This is a genomic window from Bradyrhizobium sp. MI1.7 (assembly GCF_055811795.1).
Genome location: NZ_JBVVPO010000049.1, coordinates 45,249 through 71,241, shown reverse-complemented (window position 1 = coordinate 71,241; position 25,993 = coordinate 45,249). Strand labels below are relative to the sequence as shown.

The 25,993-nt window shown below is 58.6% G+C and carries 18 protein-coding genes and 1 pseudogene; 12 read left to right on the top strand and 7 right to left on the bottom strand.

The window, feature by feature from the left end; translation table 11 throughout:
* Positions 1-184 precede the first annotated feature (184 nt).
* The 7 genes from AC0L3X_RS33225 to AC0L3X_RS33195 form a co-directional block, all read right to left on the bottom strand.
* A complete protein-coding gene (locus AC0L3X_RS33225; protein ID WP_439034053.1) occupies positions 185-529 on the bottom strand; it encodes a hypothetical protein in 345 nt (114 codons plus the stop codon).
* Positions 530-1,744: 1,215 nt separating this feature from the next.
* Positions 1,745-2,779 carry an LLM class flavin-dependent oxidoreductase gene (locus tag AC0L3X_RS33220; protein ID WP_439034054.1) on the bottom strand — a complete coding sequence of 345 codons (1,035 nt, stop codon included), beginning with the start codon at positions 2,777-2,779 and terminating at the stop codon, positions 1,745-1,747.
* A gap of 219 nt (positions 2,780-2,998) precedes the next feature.
* The gene (hisC, locus tag AC0L3X_RS33215; RefSeq protein WP_439034055.1) at positions 2,999-4,096 is read right to left on the bottom strand and encodes a histidinol-phosphate transaminase; all 1,098 of its coding nucleotides are present in this window, start codon (positions 4,094-4,096) and stop codon (positions 2,999-3,001) included.
* Between the two features lie 656 nt (positions 4,097-4,752).
* Complete coding sequence (locus AC0L3X_RS33210; RefSeq protein ID WP_439034056.1) at positions 4,753-5,865, bottom strand: branched-chain amino acid ABC transporter substrate-binding protein; 1,113 nt, start codon at positions 5,863-5,865, stop codon at positions 4,753-4,755.
* A gap of 652 nt (positions 5,866-6,517) precedes the next feature.
* On the bottom strand, positions 6,518-7,237 hold the full coding sequence (locus AC0L3X_RS33205) for a MerR family transcriptional regulator (RefSeq protein WP_439034057.1): 720 nt from the start codon (positions 7,235-7,237) through the stop codon (positions 6,518-6,520).
* Positions 7,238-9,583: 2,346 nt separating this feature from the next.
* The gene (locus AC0L3X_RS33200; protein ID WP_439034058.1) at positions 9,584-9,808 is read right to left on the bottom strand and encodes a hypothetical protein; all 225 of its coding nucleotides are present in this window, start codon (positions 9,806-9,808) and stop codon (positions 9,584-9,586) included.
* An 85-nt stretch (positions 9,809-9,893) separates the two neighbouring features.
* Positions 9,894-10,838, bottom strand: a complete 945-nt coding sequence (locus AC0L3X_RS33195; protein ID WP_439034059.1) for a LysR family transcriptional regulator — start codon at positions 10,836-10,838, stop codon at positions 9,894-9,896.
* A gap of 444 nt (positions 10,839-11,282) precedes the next feature.
* Between AC0L3X_RS33195 and AC0L3X_RS33190 the strand changes: the two genes are divergently transcribed.
* The 12 genes and pseudogenes from AC0L3X_RS33190 to nifA all read left to right on the top strand — a co-directional run bounded on the left by AC0L3X_RS33190 (position 11,283) and on the right by nifA (position 25,591).
* A complete protein-coding gene (locus AC0L3X_RS33190; RefSeq protein WP_439035710.1) occupies positions 11,283-11,699 on the top strand; it encodes a response regulator transcription factor in 417 nt (138 codons plus the stop codon).
* Complete coding sequence (locus tag AC0L3X_RS33185; RefSeq protein WP_231144094.1) at positions 11,696-12,328, top strand: NodA family N-acyltransferase; 633 nt, start codon at positions 11,696-11,698, stop codon at positions 12,326-12,328. The genes AC0L3X_RS33190 and AC0L3X_RS33185 overlap by 4 nt, the downstream gene beginning before the upstream one ends.
* Entirely contained in the window at positions 12,325-12,984 is a 660-nt protein-coding gene (gene nodB / locus AC0L3X_RS33180; RefSeq protein ID WP_439034060.1) for a chitooligosaccharide deacetylase NodB, read from the top strand. The genes AC0L3X_RS33185 and nodB overlap by 4 nt, the downstream gene beginning before the upstream one ends.
* Before the next feature lie 15 nt (positions 12,985-12,999).
* On the top strand, positions 13,000-14,358 hold the full coding sequence (nodC, locus tag AC0L3X_RS33175) for a chitooligosaccharide synthase NodC (RefSeq protein WP_439034061.1): 1,359 nt from the start codon (positions 13,000-13,002) through the stop codon (positions 14,356-14,358).
* Between the two features lie 26 nt (positions 14,359-14,384).
* The gene (gene nodS, locus AC0L3X_RS33170) at positions 14,385-15,014 is read left to right on the top strand and encodes a nodulation methyltransferase NodS (protein ID WP_439034062.1); all 630 of its coding nucleotides are present in this window, start codon (positions 14,385-14,387) and stop codon (positions 15,012-15,014) included.
* Between the two features lie 12 nt (positions 15,015-15,026).
* Positions 15,027-16,739 (top strand): nodulation protein NodU, encoded by a 1,713-nt coding sequence (nodU, locus tag AC0L3X_RS33165; protein ID WP_439034063.1) that lies wholly within the window; start codon positions 15,027-15,029, stop codon positions 16,737-16,739.
* A 4-nt stretch (positions 16,740-16,743) separates the two neighbouring features.
* Complete coding sequence (gene nodI / locus AC0L3X_RS33160) at positions 16,744-17,658, top strand: nodulation factor ABC transporter ATP-binding protein NodI (protein WP_231144099.1); 915 nt, start codon at positions 16,744-16,746, stop codon at positions 17,656-17,658.
* 3 nt (positions 17,659-17,661) lie between these two features.
* Positions 17,662-18,450, top strand: coding sequence for an ABC transporter permease (locus tag AC0L3X_RS33155; RefSeq protein WP_231144100.1), 789 nt, complete (start codon positions 17,662-17,664; stop codon positions 18,448-18,450).
* Positions 18,451-18,643: 193 nt separating this feature from the next.
* Positions 18,644-20,656: a carbamoyltransferase family protein gene (locus AC0L3X_RS33150; protein WP_439034064.1), complete on the top strand. Its 2,013-nt coding sequence runs from the start codon at positions 18,644-18,646 to the stop codon at positions 20,654-20,656.
* A gap of 193 nt (positions 20,657-20,849) precedes the next feature.
* Complete coding sequence (locus tag AC0L3X_RS33145) at positions 20,850-21,824, top strand: nodulation protein NodZ (RefSeq protein WP_439034065.1); 975 nt, start codon at positions 20,850-20,852, stop codon at positions 21,822-21,824.
* A gap of 989 nt (positions 21,825-22,813) precedes the next feature.
* A pseudogene (locus AC0L3X_RS33140) lies at positions 22,814-23,580 on the top strand (SDR family NAD(P)-dependent oxidoreductase).
* Positions 23,581-23,836: 256 nt separating this feature from the next.
* Positions 23,837-25,591: a nif-specific transcriptional activator NifA gene (nifA, locus tag AC0L3X_RS33135; RefSeq protein WP_439034066.1), complete on the top strand. Its 1,755-nt coding sequence runs from the start codon at positions 23,837-23,839 to the stop codon at positions 25,589-25,591.
* Positions 25,592-25,993 lie beyond the last annotated feature (402 nt).

The following is a 25,993-nucleotide window of genomic DNA, read 5'->3' as shown; positions in this document are numbered from 1 at the left end:
CGAGTTGCCGCAACCGCTTGGCATCGGAGACGTCCAGACCGCCGAACTTCGCCTTCCAATTGTACAGCGTCGCTTCATTCCACCAGGCTAGATAGCTGCTCAGCAGCTCCGCGAATTGCCTCGCCTAACATCAACCGTGCACAGCCAAATGTCGCGGCAAGGGATCAACGGAGCGGGGCATGCATCAATGCATCTTGCGATGAGCGCTCAACATGCCGATCTCGCTAAGGAGATCCTGGGTGCGGTGGGGTTCGCTGGCCATGAACATTGCCATTGCAGAATCGAGCGAGCTGTATGCCCGCTCGCGGACTGCCTGCGGCAAATCAGGAGTTGCGTCGATCGCAGCGCGCGCGTCGCTCATAATCTTATCTTTTGCGGAAAGAAGCTTCGCGTCTAAAATCACATGAAGCGTCTCTCGAACGTCAGGTAAGATTGAGCTGTCGCCATCGATCAATTCTCGAAGTTTCCAAAACATACGCTCGACTGCTACCATCGACCCCAGGACTGACATCAGTCTTGGTGACATCATAGGCGATCTCCTTCTCCAGTCAGAGTCTGGCGGCCATCCGCCAAATCAGACACGTCCCCGATTGACACCGATGTGCGAGGTGATCCTGAACAGGGGAATGACTGGGATTACATTTCCGCTGCTATGCCCCGGCGGGCGTGAGACGGACCTTCAAATGGCACTTATTCCCTGTGCGTGAGATGGCGTCCAAAGCCGACATCGAGGGCGTGCGCCGTCTCCGTTTTGCCATACGTTGCAAGAGGTATTGGAGGTGGACATCTACTGCCAAGCATCCGTGCTCTTCCGCTTGTGCACTGCGATCGCTCTGTTGACGACGCCGAATCGGCTGAGTGATCCCGCTCACGCAAAGCTGGTCATCCGATATCCCGTTGCTCCGAGCGTCGACGCGTTTCGTCATTGCGTGAAGGCATCGAGATCGACCCTCCCGAGTCGGCGATCGCGTGTGTTGGTCGTGCGTCAGGTCGACCTCGATCAACCTATTGGTTCTCCATCGACTGCCCGGTCGAGCCCAGCAGTGATAGCGAGTTATATGCGCAGATCGTTTTCATCTGCCGGAGTCCGTATCTCGGATTGAATCACTTCGTCTCTCTTACTGCTCTCGTCACTGCACGGCTATGCTGTGCGAACCGTGCATTTCACCCACCAGCGGCCACCGCGCTTATCCGCGCGCAATTTGCCGCGGCGGATCCGAGAGAGCACGGCTTCGGGGCTTATGTGGTTCATTGCTGCGAACCGCTGAACAGTGAGGTAGTCCTCATGCAGAGGTGGAGGGGTGCTAATGCCGTGCGCAGCCAGCAGAATGCGCAGCGAAGCCAACTCCGCCAGCACGATCTCGAGCTTACGCGCGATCTCCTCCGTCCGATCGGAGCGCTGCCGGGACCGCGTCACGACAGGCCCGCTCGGGCGATAAGCCACACCTTGGATTCGTCTGGAATGCGATCGACGAGCCGGCGCGCCAAAGCGGGATCGGCGTGAACCAACTCACGTGTCCAGGCAAACCAATGCTCGGGCATTCTCAACGCGTACAAAATGAGAGAAGGCGATTTATTGCCGTTAAGCCTTCTGCTTGCTGATGCAGCCGAAAGGGTCGCTTGGTTGTAAAAGCCATCTGAACGATAGCAGCGGCTGATCGAGCCATTCGGCAGCGGTGCTCATCGGCGTCGCTATTGCCCTTTATTAGCAGGTCAACCGCGAACTTATCGGACCCGCTGTGGGTCATAGCCCGCGCTCTGCCGCTATGAGCTCGGAGTGAATCGCAGTTGCTGTGTTGAGGCAGGCATCCAGTGACAGAGATCCGAAGGCGAGCTGACAAAGGAGATAGTTGGCGCCTGCCTCTTCCACGTGATCGAGAAGAGTCTGGCGCACCGAAGCGCGCGTTCCGACAACGCACAGTTCACTCTCGATCGCGGCATCCAAGGTCAGGGGCAGGTTGGATGGAGGCGCGATGTCATTGAGGTCATACAGGAACTTGAAGTTCTTGAGCCATGTTTCATAGGCTGGCGCCGCTAGGGACCGGGCGGCTGCTTCAGAGTTGGCGATTACGACCATGCGGAGCAATGCCAGAAATGGTGCTGCACCGTTGGCGTCACCCTTCGCGTTTCGATGAGTGCGATAGACATCGGTTATCTTGCGAACGGCAGAAGAGGGGCCCATGCACGCGAGATTGGCGTCATTTGCCGCCGCCCACCGGGCTGAGTCTGGCCGATTTGTTGCAATCCATGTGGGGGGACAAGGATGCTGGTGAGGTGAAAGCGTCAAGGGAACTTCGGTCAGCGCAAAATGTCGCCCTTGGTATGAGAGCGGACCGCCATTCATCGCGCCAACGAAGATTTGGGAAGCTTCCTCGTAACGGCTCGACGCAACATCGGCTCCAACCCCAAAGTAGCTCAGTTCGATCGGCAAGGAGCCGCGACCAAGGCCGACCTCAACTCTGCCGCTGCTCAGGTGATCCAACATGCAGATCTCCTCGAATGCACGCAGCGGATGATAGAGGTTGAGCAGCATGACCAAGGGACCAACGCGAAGTCGCCGTGTGCGTTGTATGACGCTCGACAGAAACAAGTTCGGCGATGGACCCCGTCCATGGGGAGTGCAATGATGCTCCGCTAGATGATAGGCATAGAAACCGAGCCGGTCGTAGGCCTCCGCGAGCGTGAGGCGGTCCGCGTATTGCCGTGCGATATCGCGGCCGTCGTCGTCAAGGTGATCAAAGATGCCGCAGGTCAGGTTTGAGGGAAGAACGTTTCTCACTCAGTTATCTCCTATAGAGAGAGGACCGGAGTCCGCCGGGTTTCGGGGAGTGCAAGAGGTGCTCGCTGGGAACGCGCTGCATAGGCTGCGAAGCCGTTCTCAACTGCTCGAAGTGCGCCGACTGGATAAAAACGGACTCCGGCTGCGTCGCGAAGCTGCATCAGGTGTTCGTCCGGATCGATTACGTGCGCGGATCTGCGACATGCGTGGAAGGCGCCACTAGCCACGGCATCCCACTTTCCTAAGAATGCTGCCGATAGCCGCCAGAAAGGCATCCATCTGGCGCTTTGTACCGATGCTAACCCGAATGCACTCTTCCAGGCCGGCATCCGGAAAGAACGCAACAAGGACTTTCTGGTCTTCCAACGCCGCCTGCCACCATCTGCCACCCTGGCCCACCGGCACACGGGCGAGGAGGAAATTCGCGTAGGAAGGCGTTACAGAGAACCCAAAGTCTGAGAGGGCGGCCGCTACGCGCTGCCGCTCAAGCCTGACGTGGCGATGGTTCTCCTCGTAGGCGTCGCGATGCGCAAGGACGCTCATGCCCACCGCTTGAGCGACCACATTCATGTTGAAAACATTCTGGATGTTGCGAAGTCGCCCAATCAGCTCGGGATGGCCAAAACCGAAGCCGACGCGAATGCCAGCGGCGGAATAACTCTTGGAAAACGTGCGCAGGACCAAAAGATTCGAATGGCGCTCAACAAGGCGTAGGCCGTCCTCAGGTGCGAAATCGACATAGGCTTCGTCCAATACGATCAATTGGTCAGATCGTATAACGAGGCGTTCGATCTCAGCGAGCGGAACAAAAGTTCCGGTCGGATTGTTTGGGTTGGCCAGCAGAATGAATTTGGCATCTTTAGCCGCACCGAAAAGCAGCTCATCCATCGGCAAGCAGTCAGGTTCAGACCAGGGAATTTCAATGAAGCGGGCCCCTTGCAACATGGCAAGCTTGCGATTGAATGAGAAGCCGGGCGACATCATTGCGATGCCCTCGCCGGGGGCAAGGAAGGCTCTGTAGATCAGACTGAGGAGTTCAGATGATCCATTGCCAGCCATCACGCGATCGGTTGCGATGCCATAGGCAGCTGCGGCCGCTTCTCTCAAGCTGATATTGTCGTCCTCTGGATAAAGATATTGCAGCTCAAGAGCTGCAATCGCGCTTTGCATCACGACGCCAGGCAAAGGAAATGGGTTCTCATTTGTGTTCAGTTTCACGCAACCATTGTCCGGGGTAGGCCGGCCCGACGGCAGAGCACCCAATTCGCGAGCAACCGGCGAGATGGAGGAAAGCAGAGTTTGTAATTTCGTATCCAACTTGGTGTTCTCCCTTTGTGTCGACGAGAGCAGTTGAGGGCGCTCATCGAGTCTAGTCGATACGGGCGCAATGTTCGGGGCCAGAAAGCGCAAGACATGACTGAATGCGAGTGTTGGGGGGCACAGGCCGACTTAGATATAACCGCCGCGCATCAGAGCTCCGCTATCAAACCGGTAGCGATCAGCACGGAAGAGGCGCCGCACGGCGCCATCCAAGCGGATACCTGTTTCCACGGAGGGAAGGGACGCCACGTCCACTCCGCCGAACAGCGCTGCTAACGATTGGCTCAAACTCGCGCAAATCGCAGAGCGACTGTGCGCGACTGACATCTTGTTCATAAGGTACGTTCCGTTTGAAGAGGCCGTGACAGTTCACTCCCGAGAGCTCGGCGCGCATCAGTTCGACTAGCGGGAAGAAGGTGCCGATGTTCGTCGGCCTTATGAATCTGGAAGCGGTGCTCACTGCAGTGGCACCAGGCGAATGGGAACGTACTCTTCGGGCGGCCGTTCGGGCGCGCACGACAGCTGTGATAGCACAGCCGCGAGGGCGAGAAATGCTGCGACTGCGGCGACTGCGAGGCACGTGAGCAGCGCGTAATCGCTAGATCGAGGATGGTTCATCTTTCGAACGCTCCGTGCGGTGTTGGGACGGGCGATCAGTTTTGCTCGACCGCTTCGACGGTATTGTTGCGCCAGCGGTAAACGATGAAGCCAGGAGTGGCATTGTCTCCCTTAGAGTCGAATCGAACCGTGCCAATGGCCGTTTCGATTGAGCCCGCGCGTAGGGCCGCAGCGACCCGGATGGCATCGAAGGTGCCGGCCCGTTTGACGGAGTCTGCCCATGCTTGAACCGCGGCATAAGCGTAGAGCGTGTAACCCGCGGCAGACAGGCTCGAACCCTTGAGCCTAGCGACAGCGGCTACCCCTGCAGCATTCTTCGTCGGGTCCGGCATAAAGGTGAAGAGCGTGCCGTTTGCGGCGTCGCCGGCAATGGCCAAAAAGTCGCTTGTCATCAGCGGATCGTTGGCTATGACGGCTAGACGCGCGCTCGCCTCCGCAGCTTGACGCACGATAAGGCCGATGTCGTTGTAATAGCCGCCAATATAGACGATCTGGATTCCCTCTCTCTTCAGTCTCGAAACCAGAGCGGTGTAATCCTTCTCGCCGGCAACATAGCTTTGTCGAACAGTGTGCTCGCCAGCTGCACGAAGCCGCGATTCAACGATATCAGCGATGCCTTTGCCTGCTGTACTCTTATCGTCGAGGACCGCGAGCTTTGCGCCTTGGTGGTGCCGCACGATGTAGTCGGCCGCAACCCTGCCTTGTTGGTCATCGCGGCCGCAAATCCGAAACAGCGTGGTTAGGCCACGCTCTGTCAGACGGGGATTCGTCGAGCCAGGTGAAATCTGAATCACCTCCGCTTCGGCGTATATATCTGAAGCCGGAATCGACGAAGCTGAACAGAAGTGCCCAACGACTAGCTTGATCCCGTCAGTTGTCAAGCGATTGGCAACAGCGACGGCCTGCTTGGGATCGCATGCGTCGTCGGCAATCCTCAATATGAGCTTTGTGTCAGGCAGCAGACCCGATGCATTTATCGAATCCACGGCCGCGGCCGCTCCGTCGCGTATCTGCGCGCCGAGCGCCGCAGTGCTTCCCGTCATTGGGCCCGCTACCGCAATGTAAACATCTTTTGCCCAGGCGCTCGAACTCAGGATCAAGGAAAGGAGCGCAGCAGTTGCAAGCCTATGAACGGGAAAAATCGACATGTGGAGCTCCCGATATCGCGCGACATCTTGGTCTGCGTCGCCATCTTGGTCTGACGCGGCGACCAGCAGTCCGGCGCTATGATGTTTGAATCGAACTCAGAGTGGTACGAACAGGCTCAGGTTGTTGCCAGGTTCAGCCATAAGTATCGGGCGGGTACGGACGAACGGACGTTCCGGGACTGGTCAGGAGAATCCGTCCTCTAGACGTTGACGGGGCCCATATCGAACATCCTGCCGGCATCCGGTACACTCGCCAATCTCCTGTGCTCGGCAGATGTGTGGAGAGGAGGCGCTTGGAAGGCCCGGACGATCATCCACCGACTTGTTCTCGCCGACAGCTCTCACCGGGACGTTCCGAAAGTGATGCCGATCATTGGAGTCTCCCTCGGTCTAGCCGGCGCTCTATCCGCCCCGTCGCTGCGACGATGCGTTAGACGGTACAATATGACGCTACGTGCGAATCAAGTGCCTCGAAGCGTGCTCGTCGAGGTTGTTTGCCAAAGATAAACAGAGAAGACCCAATGAGTGCCGACAATCGAGAGTCGGAGAGGAACTGCTGCGGGCCAACGATCTTGTCAGTCAGAATTGAACGGTCACCATCAACTCATTGGGTTTAGAGTTATTCCGACAACCGAGAGCGCGCGCAACCGCGTCAATTCTGTCCCAGCTGATCCTCCAGCGCGGCGAGGGCGAGATCGAGGTATCGCATGAGGCTCGCATCCCAGCCGGCGAGATTGTGTGGTTCGGTCAATCGCGTCAGCACTTTGAGTATCATTGAGACAGTCGAATCAACTCCTGCGATCTCAGTCAGCAGCGAACGGGCCTGACGCGCGACTGCATTTGCCCGCTCACTGCATGGAGGCTCGCCCTGACCCATGCAGCTTCGTAGCTCGTCGCGAATCTTGCGCCACCGATCTTCGCGGCTAGCGTTTGAGGCGCATGTGCAGATCGCCGAGGGGGTACGCTTCTCAATCCGTGACAATGCGTCTAACGTGGCCGGCAGTTCGTCGACACTGACTTGTGTCTCACCTTGCGTCGTCATATCTCGCAATCGGTCCCTTAATAATGTCGTCCGCGCGACTTGAAGTTCAATCCGTTCCAGATGGTTGCGCAACAGGTCCGTGAGAGACGTCCGCCCCTCGATTGCTTTGCGGATCTCAGGAAGTGAAAAGCCGAGCTCACGCAGCGCGCGAATCTGAGAGACGCGTTGCAGGCTTTCGCGATCGTACATGCGGTGACCGCCATCGGTACGTTCCGAGACCGTCAACAACCCGGTATGCTCGTAGTGATGCAGAGTGCGTACCGTTACGCCGGTCGCCTCTGCAAGTTCTCCAATGCGCCATCGGCGCCGTCGTGGTGTGGCGTTTGTCATGGTCCTCAATTTTCAAGCGTACAACCTGACGTCACGTGAGAATCAAGTTATTTCAATGATCTAGATGATGCGTCTCTTGCTGCGGACCGCAGAAGGACTGAGAGCATGCTGTTGATCAAGCGGCCGAGACAAGTGCAAGCATCAAGTTCGCCAGCGACCCCAATTCATCCCTCGCTGCGCGTTGCAGAACGAGTCTCGCGATCGCCGCGCGGTTCTCGCTGGTTCGCATGCATGTCGGTAAACATGTGATTGCTTGATCAAAAAGGTGTCCCAACATCGCGAGATCCTCCGGATCGTAGACTCCACTCGACTCATCCAAGAGTAGGCTCCTTTCATTGTCGCACTCGCGCCGCACGTGACGAAGCCGTTTGGCCGTGGTGCGGCAAAAACGAGACGGACCGGCGACGGGCGTGAAAGAATGTGACAGGGAGGGGCGCGTGATGCCGTTGTGCAACACGGCGTATGCTTTCTTTGTGCAAGACTGCGCTAACTGAAACGGTGCAATTTCTCCTGCATGCTGCCGCAGCGGTGGCCATCTGCTGTCTGATCGGCACGAGAAGCGAAAGCAGGTGCATACAGCTCCGCTTAAGATACTGCTTCACGAAACGGCGGCCCCAGACACAGTACTGATCTGATCAGATGAGCCTCTTTCGATCGCAATCCTTGCCGTGATGTCTATCGTCGAGCCGGGCGCTGATTGGTCAATGATCGCAGATCAGTTCTGCCACCACGTCGTGGCGTGGCCACCGGCTCGGCGCCTAACAGCTTCTTCGACGGTCTGCTAGTCCTGTTGAGATGTGTCGAGATGTCATTGTGGGCGCGAAGGCATTGCTCGCGCATGGCGGCATCTGGTTTTGGAGTGCCACAAGATGATGACCGCTGTTCAATGGCGCAAGTCTGCGGCCGCGAGGCGTCGGGAGAATGAGCGAAGGCGGGCCTCAAAATCATTCCCGGCATGCGTCTCAACGCAAGCGCATCTCGCGCGGCTGACGAAAAGTTGTTCGCGATTAAGGACCGAGTCTCGAAGGATCGCTCCGGCATCCGCTGGACGTGGAGGCGCTCAAAATGGGTCTACGGGTAGCCCCCGCCACCGCGCGGTCACGCCCGGCAAGCGCCGACGTGTCATGGCTCCTACAGCAATAACTCGCATATCCGGCCGTATGCCGGATCAGAGTCGCGGAGCGCAGTCGCACGGCCTCGCCAGATGCAATGCACTAGAAGTGCAAGGATCCGTAGCGGCAGTCTTTGCACAAAGCTTGGCAGCCTTGCTGGCAGCCGCGCCATACGGGTCCGCAATAGCAAAGGAGGATGACGCGATAGCTTGGACGAGGACCTTTATGCGCATCTTTAGGCGATGCTCAACCCAAAGCTACCCCTCGAATCTGGGGAGCCAGTGTCTGGCGAATTCCCCGCAAGTATCCTATCGAACATAAGGCTCGAAGTTCTCCTGTCGCGGTATTGGCTTGCTCGTCCGGCAGCTCACTCACTCAATTCCATCCTCGAGCAGTATCGGTTTGGCGTGCCTGTGCATAGATGCTTCGGGTAAGATAGGCAAATCATCGTTTGCCGCGCCGAAGGAGCCCTTCGGCTCAGCGGTGAGGGCAGCAACTCGAGACCGACGGCGGCGGCGTCGCGCGCGTCACGCCACGACAGTTTCGAAAGAACACGACTGTCGCGATATCTGAAAGAAGGACCCCGCACGCATGATCCGATTTGGCTTGGGTGAACATGTCGGCCGAAATGATCAAAAGCTGTGGGTGGAGCAGGGCTTGGCGAATGGGAGCGGCGAGCCCTTCCGTTCCATGCGCGGACATTGGCGCAGTGTCCGTCCTCTCATGATAAACGCGCGTTACCGAAATGCGCGCAGCGGGATAATGCCGCGAGCTCATGGCCGGTCGATCCAGGTTGAGCCTGCGGCCAGCGACTTTGCGGTTGCGGTCGATCATGCCGGATCGAGTACAATAAGAGTAAGATAAGCGCCGTTGAGATGACGTGTCCCAACCTCCATTCGAGCCTTGCGCAATACCTCTCACTTGCAGGTTCCGCTCTTCCGAGTTTACGTCAGGTCGGGCTTTGCGGGCGCGACCGTGGACGGCCTTGGCGTTCGGCAGATCAAGTTGGCTCGACGCGAACGTGCGGGCATCGCCCCCTGTAGGTCGCCCGCCACATAGACGTCTAGCTACCGGGGTGCTTCGGCATTGCTTCGATCGCTGGGACAGTTGACGGTAAGGAGAATGCCCACCATCAGGCGAAGAGCGATCCGGGTGCGCTACCAGCGTCCACGTTGCAGCCTCGATCGCAGGTGCTGGTCTACAACCTGACGCGGCGTGCGATTCAGGAGAGTTTTTAGTGCTGAGGCCAGATATTGTTCACCTGAATCGCCGGATCATTTCGCGAGCTCTGAGCTCGGCTCACGTGGACCGGTGCGATGCAGCCGGTCCGGATCAGCGGAATATCATTGCGGAGCGCCGCCGAGCGAGCTGTATGATGCGCAAGATCGTCACGGCAGCGCGAGATCAATAGCGCCTGCGACCCGATCAAACCGCGCTCAAGCGCGCCAATGTCGACCATGCCCAACGTCAGTCAGAGGACCGGAGCTTCGAGCCTGGCGTAGATCTTGTTATCCGAGAGCAGGTCGCAACGGGCCCGAACAATCCTACAACGGGCTGTGACATTGGCTGGTCTCGGATGGAGAGACCATCGTGGATGCCTCTTGGAAGAATATGTTGCGCATCCAAATGCTTGCGGGATCAATATTATGAATGGCGGGCCATTGGACGGCCTCGGTGAATGTGAGAAGTCGCAACGGAGGTTCGACAACCCGCAGGGGCATCGTCTTTGCGAAATGGCTGACGAGTCTTGAGGGCATGCTCGCAATACGGTTGGTGCCCAATAACATAGGCGGAATCATACCAAAACCCTGCACGGCGACCTCGGTGCGTATCTTGAAACCATGCTCGAGCAAGAGCCATTCGTGGAACGAGGGCCTCAGGGAGCGCCCGAACTGGGCTTCCACGTGCCCGATCGACATGTATTTCTCGAACGTGAGTCGCGATGCCAGTTGCTTGTTCATGGGGCAGCCCACGCAAACAAAGTTGTCCTCGAAAAGCGCCGCCTTGGGATGCGCACTCGACATGAACATCTCCGGATACATGAGAAAATCGACTTCACCGCGCCGGAGAAGGTCATCGGGTTCCTCTGCGGGCGGCAGCAACTCGAAAGTGATTCTAGGAGCCTCCCGCACGACGCGGTCCACGATTCGTCGAAAAAATACGACAGTCATGAAGTCGGACAGGATGATCCTGAATCGCCGATTTGATTGAGACGGATTGAAGTCGTCCGGAGAAATGATGGAGAGCTGAATGTGAGCGAGAGCCTCGCGAATCGGGGCTGCGAGCGCTTCAGCCCGCGGCGTTGGAACCAGTTTTCGGCCCCTCATCGTGAATAGCTCATCTCGAAAGTAGGTGCGAAGCCGCGCGACGGCGGCACTCATGGCAGGTTGACTGAGGTTGATGCTTCTTGCCGCCGACGTGAGGTTGCCTTGCGTCACCAGGGCGTCGAACGCGACGAGGAGATTCAGATCGAGGCCCTTGAAACGCATGATCCTGAGTGATCCACGGTGTGAATGTGTTCTATCGATACAATCGATTTTACCATTTGTACCGAGTGAGGATAGCAAACGATAGTTTAGCGAGAAGTCAGATCTACCAGAATGGTTACAAATCGTTGCGCGTCTCAGCCCAGCGCAAGGGATCGATCAAGACGTCTGGATTGTGCGGTCGCAGTTTCGCGCGTGTTGCGCAAGCCATATCTCGATCCAGCACGGTGGGGATCCGCAAACTTGCGTTGGCGTATACGACGAGCAAACCTTCGTTTGGCTTTGCCAACCCATTCTATATCCGCCGTGTACCGCCGTAGAATTGAGCGAACGCTCAACTTGGCCGTAGATTTCCCTCCAGTCGGACCCCACCGGTTGCGGGTGCTGAATGTGTCGTGGCCGCATCCGATTGGATTGCGTGCTTGTTGGAGTGAAATCGTGCGGATCATGCAAGCGAAGTCGTCCTTGGCGAATCTGATGCGAGTTGCGCACACGCTCGATGTGGTCGCGATTGTGAATGCAGATCAGTCAGTGCGTGAGGCTCTCACCGATGTGGTGTTTTCCGCGGGTTACTTGCCCGAACCATTCGAGAGCGCAGACGCGTTCTTGAAATCAGGCCGCCGTTTGATCACGTCGTGCTTGATCGCGGACATGCAGTCTAGCGTGATGAGTGGCCTTGAGCTTTTCCATCATCTGGTCGCATCCGGAGGCGCGATTCCCACCGTTCTGCTCACAAGCCACTCCGAGGGCGATCTAAGGCGAGCCCTGCAAGCTGGACTCCAGTTCTTGAGCAAGCCTTTCGAACGTAGCGAACTGCTGGCCTGCGTCAGGAGCCAGATAACGAACAGGAATTACTCTCTATGAACATGAGCGCGCCCGTATCCACACGAGGTGTTTCGGCGCGCCCTCCAGTTCGTTGGAGGCTGTGCTGGGAGAATGAGCTTGAACTTGCCGACCATATTGAATTGTCGGACTTCTTCCGAAAAACCTATGGTCCGACTGGGGAATTCAATGCAAAGCCCTTTGAAGGTCATCGAAGCTGGGCCGGCGCAAGGCCCGAGATTCGGGCAATCGGCTACGATGATCGTGGCGTCGCGATCCACATCGCGGCACTGCGCCGATTCATAAAAGTCGGTGAGATCGATCTGCTCGTGGCTGAACTCGGATTGTACGGGGTACGCCCGGATCTGGAGGGGCTCGGCATCACCCACTCCATCCGCGTGATGTACCCCGTATTACGAGATCTTGGCGTACCATTCGGCTTTGGCACAGTCCGATCCGCCCTGCAGAAACATATTACCAGGCTGCTCGGGCGACAGGGATTGGCGACCGTTCTGCCAGGATTTCGCGTCCGGTCCGCTCGCCCCGATATCTGTCTCACTGTGCCTCCGACGCGTGTGGAGGATGTGGTCGTCCTCGTTCTGCCGATTGCGAGGCCAATGAGTGAATGGCCGGCCGGTGAAATGATCGAACGGAACGGGCCAGAACTGTGACGTCCACAAACCAAGCGACTGAAGCGCGGAGCGACTACGCCGAGGCCGGTGGAGAGCCCTGCGTCTATCTGAGCTTTGATGATGGTCCCAACCCGCTTTGCACGCCGGCTATCCTGGATGTGCTGGCGCAGCATCGGACGCCCGCCACCTTCTGCGTGATCGGTGCATATGCAGCGGGCCAGCCGCAGCTGATTCAGCGGATCGTTGCAGAAGGGCACGAGATCGCAAACCACACAATGACGCACCCGGACTTGTCCAAGTGCATGCCGGATGAGGTGGAATACGAGATCCTCACGACGAACAAGGTCATCGGAATGGCCTGCCCCGGAGCCTCCGTGCGGCACATGCGTGCGCCGTATGGGATATGGACCAAGGAGGCCCTCGCCGCATCGGCGAAGGCCGAACTGGCACCGCTGCACTGGTCAGTCGACCCGCAAGACTGGTCTCGTCCTGGCAGCGAGGCGATTGTTGCCGCGGTGCTGGCCTCGGTCCGGCCGGGGGCAATCGTCCTCCTACACGACGGATGCCCACCCGACGAGTTGGCACGCTGCCCTCATGCTGGTCGGCGCGACCAGACTGTGACGGCGCTCGCCCAGCTCATTCCAGCACTGCATGACCATGGATTTGCCATCCGGTCGCTTCCTCAACCTCACTGAAATAGATCGATTCCCATGAGCCTGCTTGCCACCATCAGCACAGCTGCTGTTGCCTCCTACGCGTTGCTCTCCAGCGTCCATAAGAGCGCGCAGGCGCTTTATGCGCTGCGAAGCGACACTTCACTGCCGAGATACGACGCGGTCGACACCGGTGCTCTGCCTAGCGTGGATGTCATCGTGCCCTGCTTCAACGAGGACCCGCGCACGCTGGCGGCCTGCCTGAAGTCGATCGCGAGCCAGGACTACCCGGGGCGATTACAGGTCTATGTGGTCGATGACGGCTCTGCAAATGTCGGTGCAGTGGCAGCCGTTCACGCGAGCTACGCATATGACCCGAGGTTCAGTGTCATTCTGCTGCCAAGCAACGTGGGAAAACGCAAGGCACAGATCGCCGCGATACGCCGGTCATTCGGCGATCTCGTGCTCAATGTCGATTCCGACACGGAAATCGCCCCCGACGTGGTCAGCAAGCTGGTATGCAAGATGCAGGATCCAGCCGTCGGCGCGACCATGGGCCAATTGACGGCCAGCAACCGGAACGACAGCTGGCTGACCCGATTGATCGACATGGAGTACTGGTTGGCTTGCAACGAGGAGCGCGCAGCCCAGACGCGCTTTGGTGCCGTCATGTGCTGCTGCGGGCCCTGCGCCATGTACCGCCGCTCCGCGCTCATGTTGCTGCTCGACCAGTACGAGACGCAGTTCTTCCGGGGAAAGCCGAGCGACTTCGGTGAGGACCGTCATCTGACGATCCTCATGCTCAAGGCAGGGTTTCGAACCGAGTACGTTCCTGACGCCATCGCCGCAACGGTGGTCCCGGATAGGCTCTTGCCCTATCTGCGCCAACAGCTCCGCTGGGCGCGGAGCACCTACCGTGACACGCTGCTCGGTTTGCACCTGCTGCCCGGCCTCGATCGGTACCTCACGCTCGATGTGCTCGGACAGAACCTCGGGCCGCTGCTGCTCGCCATCTCATCGATTGCCGCGCTCGCACAGCTCGCGCTCACGGACAGCGTGCCGTGGTGGACCGGTCTGACCATCGTCGCGATGACCATGATTCGATGCAGCGTAGCGGCCCTTCGTGCCGGCGAGCTTCGATTTCTCGGCTTCTCGCTGCACACCCCGATCAACATTTTCCTCCTGCTCCCGATGAAAGTCTATGCGCTCTGTACCTTGAGCAACAGCGATTGGCTCTCGCGCACAATAGCGAAATCATCAGACGTTGATGATTCGAAGCCCTCCGTCGAAGGCGCGACAACTGGGCCAAGCCTTAACCCGGCATCGGAAACGCCTGGCCCAATTCGCAGGGCAGGCCTTTCGCGCGCCTCCTCGCGGCTGATCGCGTCGGATGGCATTGCGGCCGAGACTGACTGAGCAGTTTTTGTAGGGGGAATCAACTCGTGAGCGTAGATAACACATATCAATCGCTGGAACGTGAGCTGGCTAACGACGACCCGTGGCGGCTTGACGACAATCCGTTTGAACGTGAGCGTCACACCCAATTGCTGCGGCTATCGCTGTTGAGCGGTGCTGTGTCAAACGGTCTTGAGATCGGGTGCGCGGCCGGTGCATTCACAGAGAAGCTTGCTCCTCACTGCAAACGGCTCACGGTCATCGATGTTATGCCGCGAGCGATCGGTCGCGCGTGCCAGCGGACCAAGAGGTGGTCGCATATCAGCTGGGCCGCGACTGACATTTTGCAGTTCTCGACCGCGGAGCTGTTCGATCTGATCGTGGTCGCCGAAGTTCTCTACTATCTCGAGGACCTAACACGGATGCGTACCGCAATCGACAACATGGTGAAGATGCTTGCTCCAGGTGGGCATCTGGTCTTCGGATCTGCACGTGATGCCACCTGCAGGCGATGGGGGCATGTCGCTGGCGCCGAGACGGTCATCACGATTTTGACTGAAGCGCTCACTGAGATCGAGCGCGTGCAGTGCCAGGGGCAGTCGGCTGACGAAGACTGCTTGTTGGCCCGCTTTCGCAATCCGGAGCGATCTTCGATCCGCCCCAACGGGCGAGCTTGAAAGGGAGTCACTATGCGTATCTGCGGTATCAAGCTGACGCATGACGGGGCAGTCGCTCTGATCGAGGACGGCCGGGTGGTGTTTTGTGTCGAACAGGAGAAGCTGAACAACAATCCGCGTTATCAAACCATAGACAACCTGGATGCCGTCGTTAACGCCTTGGCGGAGCACGGGCTGGATCCGAGCGATGTTGATCAGTTCGTCATTGATGGCTGGGATGGAGAGTTCGAATCGCAGTTTGAGGTCCTTAGTGGGACGACGACCATCAAGCTCAAGGGCGCGCCGTATGTCGAACGGCAAGGCGACAGCCCCCTGACGTCCCGCGATCGCATCGGCCTCATGCTTGCTGGCAAGCTATATCCCTATCAAAGCTATCCCCATGTCACCGGGCACATAGCGTCCGCGTACTGCGCCAGCTCGTTTGCCCAATCCGCACAATCTGCTTTCTGCTTGGTGTGGGACGGCTGCATGTTTCCACGCCTCTACTATGTAGAGCCCCACGGCATCCGATTCATCGAGTGCCTGTTTCCGATGATAGGTCACGCCTATGCGACGGCAGGACATCACTTTGGACCTTACAGGCGGGCAGACCGGACCAGCTGGGATCTCGGTATTGCCGGCAAGCTGATGGCTTATATCGCGCTGGGATCGCCCGACGAGGACATTATTAAGACGTTTCAGGAACTTTACGAGGCGCACTTTGCCGCGGATGCTGACGGCGCTTGTCCTGAGCTTGAAGATATCAATAGCTCACAATCGCCACTCGAAGCTCTGCACGACTTCTTCGATGCGTGCGCACTGCGATTGAAGGCCAAGCAAGCCGAAGACATCCTTGCGTCATTTCACGTTTTTCTAGAGCGTCTGCTGGTTCGCACAATTGCTGACGTTGTGCAGCGGCATTCGGGTCTTGCGGGGGTGCGTAACCTCTGTATAGCCGGCGGCTGTGGCCTGAATATTAAGTGGAATAGCGCATTTCGTGCGACCGGCCTGTTCGATGTTGTGTGGGTGCCGCCCTTTCCGAACGACAGCGGCTCAGCCATAGGTGCTGCTTGCTCTGCACTGGCGGCACAGCAAGGCTTTAAAGCTCTCGAATGGTCGGTCTACAGTGGTCCGGCCGTTCGTCCGAGCGAAGTCCCGCCCGAATGGGAGTGCGCGCCCTGCACTATGGGCGAACTTGCGGCAATCCTCGCGAGCGACAAGCCCGTGGTCTTCCTTGCAGGGCGTGCCGAGCTCGGACCACGAGCCTTGGGTGGCAGAAGCATTCTCGCGGCTGCGAGCTGGGAAGGAATGAAAGATCATCTCAACGACATCAAACTTCGCGAGCATTTCAGGCCGGTAGCGCCGATATGCCTGGAGGATCGCGCGGCGGAGATTTTTAGCCCTGGAATACCCGATCCGTACATGCTGTTCGATCACCAGACGCGACCCGAATGGCGGGACAAAATTCCCGCCGTCGTGCATCTCGATGGATCTGCTCGCCTACAGACGGTTTCCAGAACCTCTCAGCATAAAGTGGCCGAACTTCTCGTCGAGTACGAGAAGCTCACAGCCATTCCGCTGCTTTGCAATACCAGCGCCAATCTGCATGGACGCGGCTTCTTCCCGGATGCTGCCGCCGCGTGCCAGTGGGGACGCGTCGATCACGTCTGGTGTGACGGCCTGCTTTGGACAAAACAGCGCGCGAGCGGGGAAGCGGCGCGAACAACATCCGTCGCGATGGCGTAAGCAAATGTCAACCGCGGCAGTCGACCTATTCGAGGTAAGCAAGTCCTACACCGACAGGGTCGTCGTGGACGCTCTTTCGTTTACGGTCTCGCCGGGAGAGTGCTTCGGTCTCCTGGGACCAAACGGCGCGGGTAAAAGTACGCTTGCGCGTTTGATCCTGGGTGTTGCATCGCCCGACGCGGGTAAGATCCGAGTGCTTGGCGAGCCGGTGCCGGCACGTGCGCGCTTGGCACGCAGGGGCATCGGGGTTGTCCCACAATTCGACAACCTTGATCTTCAGCTCACGGTGCGCGAAAACTTGCTCGTTTTCGGACGCTACTTCGCCATGAACGCGACCGAGGTCAAAGCGGTCACGCCGTCACTGCTCGAATTCGCTCGCCTGGAGAACAAGGCGGATGCCCGCGTCGCGGAACTGTCCGGTGGCATGAAGCGGCGCCTGACGCTGGCTCGTGCCCTCATTAACGACCCGCAGCTCTTGGTGCTTGATGAGCCGACGACCGGCCTCGATCCGCACGGCCGTCACCTGATTTGGGAACGCTTGCGCTCGCTATTAGGGCGCGGCAAAACGATTCTTCTCACCACCCATTTCATGGAAGAGGCGGAGCGATTGTGCGACCGCCTGTGCGTTCTTGAGCACGGCCGTAAGATCGCCGAAGGCCGGCCTCACGCGCTGATCGAGGAGCAGATCGGCTGCCAAGTGATCGAGATTTACGGTGGTAATCCGCATGAACTGCTGCCGCTGGTCAAACCCCAGGTGCAGCGCGCTGAGGTGAGCGGGGAGACGCTGTTCTGCTATGTCACGGATCCAGAGCAAGTGCGCCTGCGGCTCGCTAACCGCACGGATCTCCGCCTTCTGCAGCGTCCTCCAAATCTGGAGGATGTCTTCTTGCGGCTAACCGGGCGAGAGATGAAGGACTGAACGATGTGGCAACGTTTTGCGCCGGCGCTCCCTGCTAATCCATGGAACTGGATCGCGGTATGGCGCCGAAATTTTCTAGTCTGGCGGAAAGTCGCTCTGGCATCGATTCTTGGGAATCTGGCCGAGCCGATGAGCTCTCTGTTCGGTCTCGGTTTTGGCCTTGGAATGATCATAGGTGGCGTTGAGGGGACCTCATACATCTCGTTTCTGGCGGCAGGCATGGTGGCCACAAGCGCGATGGTCTCCGCAACCTTCGAAACGATCTATGCAGCTTACGCTCGCATGCAGACAGGTTGCACGTGGGAGGCAGTACTCTGTACGCCACTTACGCTCGGCGACATTGTTCTCGGTGAAGTGGCATGGGCAGCGAGCAAGGCCTTGCTCGCCGGGACGGCGATTACGATTGTTGCCGTTGCACTGGGTTATGCGGAGTGGTCATCCATCCCCTATGCGTTACCAGCCATCGCCCTCACTGGCGTTACGTTCGCGAGCCTCGCAATGGTCGTTTCAGCACTTGCACCGAGCCACGACTATTTCATCTTCTACCAGTCACTCATTCTCACGCCCATGATGTATTTGAGCGGGACGATCTTCCCAATGAGCCAGTTGCCAGGGCCATTTCAACGCATAGCCGCCTTCTTGCCGCTCGCTCATTCGGTCGATCTCATTCGTCCGGTAATGCTGGGTCGGCCGGTCGACAGCGTCGGCTTGCATGTGGGCGCACTTTGCATTTACGCAGCGTTTCCCTTCCTCGTCTCGGCCGCGCTGCTTCGGCAACGGCTGATGCGGTGAGAGGAACAAGACCTCAAGCGAAGCATCGCGTGTGCGAGATCAGATATCGGGCGTAACGCGATTTGCGTGCGACGCTTATGTGAGCCTCGTTACGATAGCTATGCCTGATCTGCGCCGTGGCGATGTGCGGTCTACTCGCAAGGCAAGCGATACGAAATAGGCCAACAGGCCTTCAGTATGAACGGAGAACAAGATGCTGTGTCTAGGATTGAGTGGCGGACTCGACAGGGTCTATGAAAACCCGCTTGAACTACCGAACACGTTTCTGCACGACGGCGCCGCAGTACTTGTCAAGGACGGGCGCGTCATCGCTGCCGTCGAAGAGGAGCGTCTCAACCGGATCAAACACTCGAACAAGCTCCCGAGCAGTGCGATTGAATACTGTCTTGCAGCCGCGGGTGTGGAGCTGCGCGACGTCGATCGCATTGCGTTCTACGCCACCGAAGCCTATTGCAACGCGATGCTCGAACGGCTGTTCATCTCACAACCTGAGATCTCAATTCCGCTAAATGCCAATCTGCTATTACGGCACCTTCTAGCGGCGGAGTTCGGCACCGAAATTGATCCCTCGCGGGTGTCATTCGTAGGCCACCATCAGGCGCATGCCGTGAGCGCTCTGGCGATGTCGGGTTTTGAAGAAAGCCTGGTTCTCGCGATCGACGGTTGTGGCGACTTCCTGTCGGGTCTCTTGGCGGTCGGGTCGGGCACCCAAATGACCGAGCTTGCGACGTTTCCAGAAAATAACTCTCTCGGACTGTTCTATCTGGAGACGATCCGATATCTCGGCTACGGCCTGTTCGACGAGTATAAGGTTATGGGACTGGCTCCTTACGGAGATCCCGCTCGCTATCGTGAGCTCTTTGCGCAATTCTATGAGCTCTCCGAAAACGGTGGATACCGCGTTCACCTCGACCGTATCGGCCCTGCATTGCTGCGCAATATCGAGGTCCGGCGAAAGGGAATGCCGTTCACGCAACAGCATCGCGATGTGAGCGCATCGTTGCAGGAGGCGCTGGAGCGGATCGTGTTTCACATTCTTCGGCATTACCGTGAGTCGACCGGAATGAAGCGGTTGTGCCTGGCCGGCGGGGTGGCCCACAACTGCACTCTGAACGGAAAACTCCTCTATTCGGGCCTGTTCGAAGATATCTTCGTGCAGCCCGCTGCGCATGATGCCGGATGCGCATTGGGCGCGGCACTGATGGTGTCGAACGAGGCCGGGCAGCCGGCGCCGCGCGAGCGACTGCAGGCGGTTTATTGGGGGCCCGATGTCGGCGGCGACGACAGCATCGAACAGGAACTGAAGGGATGGGCCGGACACCTCGAAATTGAACGAACCGCTGACGTCGCAGCCAGAGCAGCCGAGTGGATCGCTGACGGCGCCGTGATCGGGTGGGTACAGGGCCGCTCCGAGTTCGGCCCTCGTGCGCTCGGCAACCGCAGTATTCTTGCGGACCCGAGACCCGCGGCAAACAAGGACCGGATCAACGCGATGGTCAAGAAGCGCGAGAGTTATCGACCGTTTGCACCATCGGTCCTGGAGGAGGATGCGGGCGCGTTCTTTGAGTTGCCGGATGGACGCGCAGAATATCCCTTCATGAATTTCGTCGTTCGCGTGCGCGAATCCAAGCGTGCTTTGCTGGGCGCGATCACGCATATCGATGGTACGGCCCGGCTGCAAACGGTTTCCCGAACGAGCAATGCCGCCTATTGGGAACTCATCCATGCGTTCAAGAGCCGGACAGGCGTACCGATTCTGCTAAACACGTCATTCAACAACAATGCCGAACCGATCGTAGATTCCGTTGCCGATGCGATTACGGCGTTTTTGTCGACCGAGCTGGATGGCCTTGTGGTCGGGTCATTCCTCGTCAAGAAGCGGGCAACAACGCTCGAGAGCTGGACCGCACTCGCTGTATCACTGCCACCCCATGTATCTCTTTACCGGGTTCGCGCTCATGCGGGCCGAGAACGCCAGGAGACAGTCTGCGAGATCCGCATGGGTCACTCCAGCCATGACAGCGTGCGCGTCTCGCATGACCTGTTCGACATGCTGATGCAAATTGAGAAGGAAGCTGTTGTTGGCGATCTTCTCGCCGGGGTCACCTCTGACGGGACGAGGCGAGAAGCTCTCGTGAACGAACTGCGCGGGCTCTGGGATCAGCGCCGTATTCGGCTGCGTCCGTCACAGACTGCGCTGTCGTAAAAGGTGGGCAATGTGGAAGAGGACTCCGTGGACGCCTCTTGCTGACCTGCCAATCGCGGTGCCGTGGAGGATGGGCTTGCGGGTTGATCGCCTCGCGTCCGGATCACCACCGGTCCATTGAAAGGATCGGAATCGCAGGTGAGTAGGTGCGCCACACAAGACTGATCTTGCGCAACGAGAAGGGTTTGACAACTTGACGAAGGAACGCTTTGTTATTTCTCGGAGGCGTACCGGCTTTGGTGATTGCCTCTGGTCGCTGGCGTCAGCCTGGTCGTACGCGCAGCGGACCGGACGGACGCTCGTCATTGACTGGCGCGGTTCCTGTTACGTCGGCCAACCGTTCAGCAACGCCTTTCCGGTGTTCTTCGAACCGGTTGATGACATCGCTGGAGTGCCGGTGATTTGCGATGACCGGGTCAACCAGCTCTCGTTTCCCGGACCGTTCTTTCCGCGCTGGTGGAATAGGCCATCGATCGACTGCATCAATCGTCCGGACGAGCAGATCTTCCGAGAACGTGACGAACTAACCGAGCTGTTCCAGGCAAGAGAAGATAACGAAGCCAACACCATTGTCTGTGACGCTTGCCTGATGTGGCGTTGTAGCGAGGAAGCCGAACGGCTGATCTTTCGGAACATCAAGCTCAGGTCTGAGATTCGAGCGCGGATCGACGCGTTATATGAGGAGCACTTTAGCGGTTATAGCGTCATCGGCGTTCATGTTCGCCACGGCAATGGCGAAGATATCATGGGGCATGCGCCGTACTGGGCCGATTCAGAGCTCGCCCTTCGTCAGGTGGGCATGGCAATCCGTAAAGCCAAGGCTTTGCCATATCCAAAGCCTGTCAAGGTCTTCCTGTGCACGGATAGTGCACAGGTGCTCGATCAGGTATCGGGCTTGTTTCCCGATGTCTTCGCCGTACCGAAACGTTTCCAGGCCGATCGGGCAGGGCCGTTGCATAGTGCGGAAATGGGAATTGAAGGTGGAGTTTCCGCTCTCGTCGACATGTATCTTCTTGCGCGATGCGCTACCGTGATCCGCTTTCCCCCCACCAGCGCCTTCACGCGCTATGCCCGTCTGCTCGTGCCACGCATTATTGAATTCGATCTGAGCAATCCGGAGCATCTGACCATGATCGATAACCCATACGAGCATTTTGCGGCTTCATGAAGTGCCACGAATCTGAGCCTGAGCAATGGTCGGCTAGATCATCAGGCTGACACTGCTGGCTAGGACATCATCGAGTTTCGCAACCTCTCGCAGAAACGGTGCATGGTGACGTCCGTCCGCAGGCGACGGCTGACCGGCGCACTAGCACGGATGCGGTGCGGGTAGGAGCGCGAACGTCCGCGAGACGTAGGCCAATGCCGGCGAGCGCCGGCGGCCTTGCCCCCAATGCTTCGGGCTGTCCTGTGTAAGTCGAGTCGCGCGGAAGGGTTATGGTCCTGTCATGATCCGGCCCAAACCGCCATCGCTGGCCAGACGGTGAAGAGCACGCCAATGGAGTTCCGGGCTGCCGAGGAAATCTGACGTAGCAGATAATCACGTCAGAATGTCCCAGCAGGAAGGAGGCGCGTCCGGTAGATGGATGGCCTTTGCTGGGCAATCCCTTTGCGGCCAGCTCGTTATCTTGACGACAGCCTTATTCATGCGCCGGTTGCAGAAATCCTTTCGGTCACAGTTCATGAACAGCACGACCGGCAGCCCATCGATAGGCCGCATGTGCGCCCGCGCGTCCAACGGTCAAGAGCAACTTGGACGAACTGGCCATCGGTCCTGATCTCCGCCAAAGGCGGCTGATCTATCTCCGCCAGCCCGAATGAGCCACCGACCACCCGTGGAGTGCGACGCAGTCAGCTCGCCCTGGGAGCACTCAAGCCTCTCGGCTCCAAGACGTAGCGGCACGCATTGGGCGGCGCGCCCGGAAGCTCGACGACAATTGCTGCGGCGTTGCTGCTGTCGAAAAGCAAACAGGCCAGATGTTCGGAACCTGCCATTTGGGTCGCAAAAGTGCGCCCATTGTGACCTGCATCGTTCTGGCCCGGATCCTGCACCAGGTGGGCAGGCGAGGGGAGCGGAAGGGAGCGCGTGTGAGTCTAGGTCTACCAGATGACAACGCGGCCGCAGCTCAATCGTCGGAAACGGACCTTGGCGGTCCAATTCACGCTGATCGAACGGGCCGCCCGCTGCGTGCGCGGAAGACGCTGGTTTTGACCGGGGCATCGCGCGGTATCGGTCGCGCCACCGGAAAATTGTTTTCGGAAGCTGGTTGGCGCGTCATTTCTTGCGCGCGCCAACCATTCGACGCGGTGCGCTGCCCATGGGCCTCAGAGGACGACAGCTATATCGAAGTCGACCTGAGCGATCATCGGACGCTGCCGCGCGTGATTGCCGAGATCAAGGAGTGCCTAGCCGGCGCACCGCTGCACGGACCGATAAACAATGCCGGAAACCCACCAAAAGCGCCGAACGGTACCCGCCTGACGTCGCTGGCGACCTCAGTCGATACCTGGATGAGCGTGTTCCACCTCAATCTGGTGGCGCCGATCCTGCTCGCTCAAGGTCTATTCGATGAGCTAAAAGCGGCGTCAGGCTCGATCGGCAATGTGACCTCGATCGCCGGCTCGATGGTGCATCCATTTGCAGGCACGGCATATGCAACTTCGAAAGCTGCGCTCGCTTGTCTTACGCGCGAAATGGCGCACGATTAGGCCTCACACGGCATTCGCGTCAATGCGATGCGCTCGGCGAAATCAAGACGGACATTATGTCGCCTGACACGGAAGCGCATTTTGTGCCAAAGATCCCACTTCGCCGGGTGGGTACACCCGAAGAGGTCGCCAAGGTCATTTTCTTCCTATGTTCAGATGCGGCAAGTTATGTCACTGGCGCCGAAGTGCCGATCAATGGCGGACAGCACTTGTGAGTGAATCCGCCCCTGGCGAACCCCGGCTAATCTGAGCTTCATCGATGGAAGTCATGTTGGCCGGGGCGCGCAGGGAGTTGGAAAGAATAAAGCAGAAAATCTGGTCACTGTAGGTGCTGTCGACGTGCCATGAAGAGGCGTCATCTCACGCCCCGCCCGGAGAACTGGATGTCAGATCGAGGGGGGCATGCAACACGCGCCCAACTAGTCCGATCAAGGTGATGGGGAGGATCAAGAAAGGAAAGGAGAAGTCGTTATGCTGGACAGCGTTTCCTTGCGCGAAAAACCAAACTCAACCTCCGAGGTAGTCCCTTCCGGTTATATTGTGCCATCGCAAGAGAAATCGCTAAACACGATCTTTGAAATAGCGCACACGCTCTCCGGCCTATGCCGGCTCGAAGCCAAGCTGGCGAGCGTCATCGAGCGTCTGCCATCGCTCGTGCAGATGCGGCGTGGCATCGTATGTCTGTTCGATCATGACGGCGGGCCGGAGATCATCGTAGACGACGGCAGGAGCGAAGGTCGCGATGCGCGCTGCGGGGTGCGCTTGCCGCAAGGAGCAATTGATCAAATTGTGACGACGGGGCGGCCGCTCATCGTCGAAGACGTAGCGCTGCATTCGGCCTTCAGTCCTTCGGACGTCGAGATGCTAGATGCCGCGGGTAATACGCGTGTTGCGTTCATCGGCGTTCCCATAGACATGGACGAAAAAGTTATGGGTACGCTGAGCATCGACCGCATAGCGGACAACGGGACGCGTGCGCAGCTCGAGGACGACCTCCGCCTGCTGACGATGGTCGCTAGCCTTCTGGGCCAGACGGCGAAGCTGCATTGCCTTTTTGTCCGCGATCGCGGGCGCCTTATGGACGAGGAGTTCCGCCTGCAGAAGCAGCTCTCCGAACTCAAGCCTCATGGGCGGGAGCGCAAGAAGGTTCAAGTCGACGGAATCATAGGCGACAGCCCGGCGCTCCGCGCGCTACTTGAGAAGATCGAGGTGATCGCAAAATCGAACAGCACGGTTCTGTTGCGTGGCGAATCGGGTACCGGCAAAGAGCTGGTCGCGAAGGCGATTCACGAGCGCTCAGCGCGCGCCAAACGCCCCTTTATCAAGCTGAATTGCGCAGCCCTCACCGAGACGGTGCTGGAATCAGAATTGTTCGGTCACGAGAAGGGGGCGTTTACGGGCGCATTCAACACGCGCAAGGGGCGCTTCGAGCTCGCCGACAAGGGAACGTTGTTTCTGGATGAGATTGGAGAGATCTCGGCGTCGTTCCAGGCGAAGCTCCTGCGCGTACTTCAGGAGCAGGAATTCGAGCGCGTGGGCGGCAATCAGACGGTCAAAGTCGACGTCCGCGTGATCGCGGCCACGAATAAGAATCTTGAAGAGGCGGTGGCAAGGAAGGAGTTTCGTGCCGATCTCTATTATCGCATCAGCGTGGTTCCTCTGCTACTGCCGCCGCTGCGCGAAAGACGCACTGATATTCCGCTTCTCGCCGCTCGGTTCTTGAAGAACTTCAATAATGAGAACGGCCGGGCTCTAGTGTTCGATCCAAGTGCGATTGAGGTCCTCATGAGTTGCGGATTTCCCGGCAATGTCCGCGAGCTCGAGAACTGCGTGCAGCGGACCGCGACGCTCGCGCAAGGATCGTCGATCGCAAGACATGATTTTGCGTGCTGCCACGGGCAATGCCTGTCGGCCATGCTATGGAAGTGTGGACCGGAGGAAATGGCGCGACAGCCGAGCCCGACAATCTCACTGCCCGCGAGGCTAAGCATGCCGCCAACAGAAGCTGTGACACCCGTTCAGCCGGTCAGTAGCGAGCTGACACCGCTAGGGCCGCCCGGGCGACCCGTAGTGGGTGCTGCGAAAGTCACCGATCGCGAGCGCGTCATCGCGGCCATGGAAAGATCCGGGTGGGTACAGGCGAAGGCGGCGCGCCTGCTCGGACTTACCCCGCGCCAGATTGGCTATGCCTTGAGAAGACACGGTATCGAGATCAAGCGCTTCTGAACAAAGCGTCGGGCTCGCTTCTCTCCCGTGCCTCGGCTGATGGAATAGGAGTGCGTGACAAGAGGCGGTTGCCAGCTCTGGTGGATGATGCGGATGCTGCCTTCCTTGGCTCGGATTCACCCGCCGGCGAAGCGCAGGGGCCTCTTCGCGTCGGCCGGTCGTGTCATCGTCTGCTTACAACGTATTCGCCTGAAAAATAGCGTGGCGTCGAACCGGCTCGTGATCGCTGCGGCTACGTTGCTGGCCGTCCCAATTTGAGATCACGCCCGCTGCGCAGCCCGTCGCAGTCGCGACAATCGGCTCGCCGTCTGTCGTCAGTCATTGCATGCGTTCCTCATCGGCGAAATGCCTGGGTGGTATGACACTTGCTATTCGTGGGGAGCCTGCTCAACATCTTAGGAG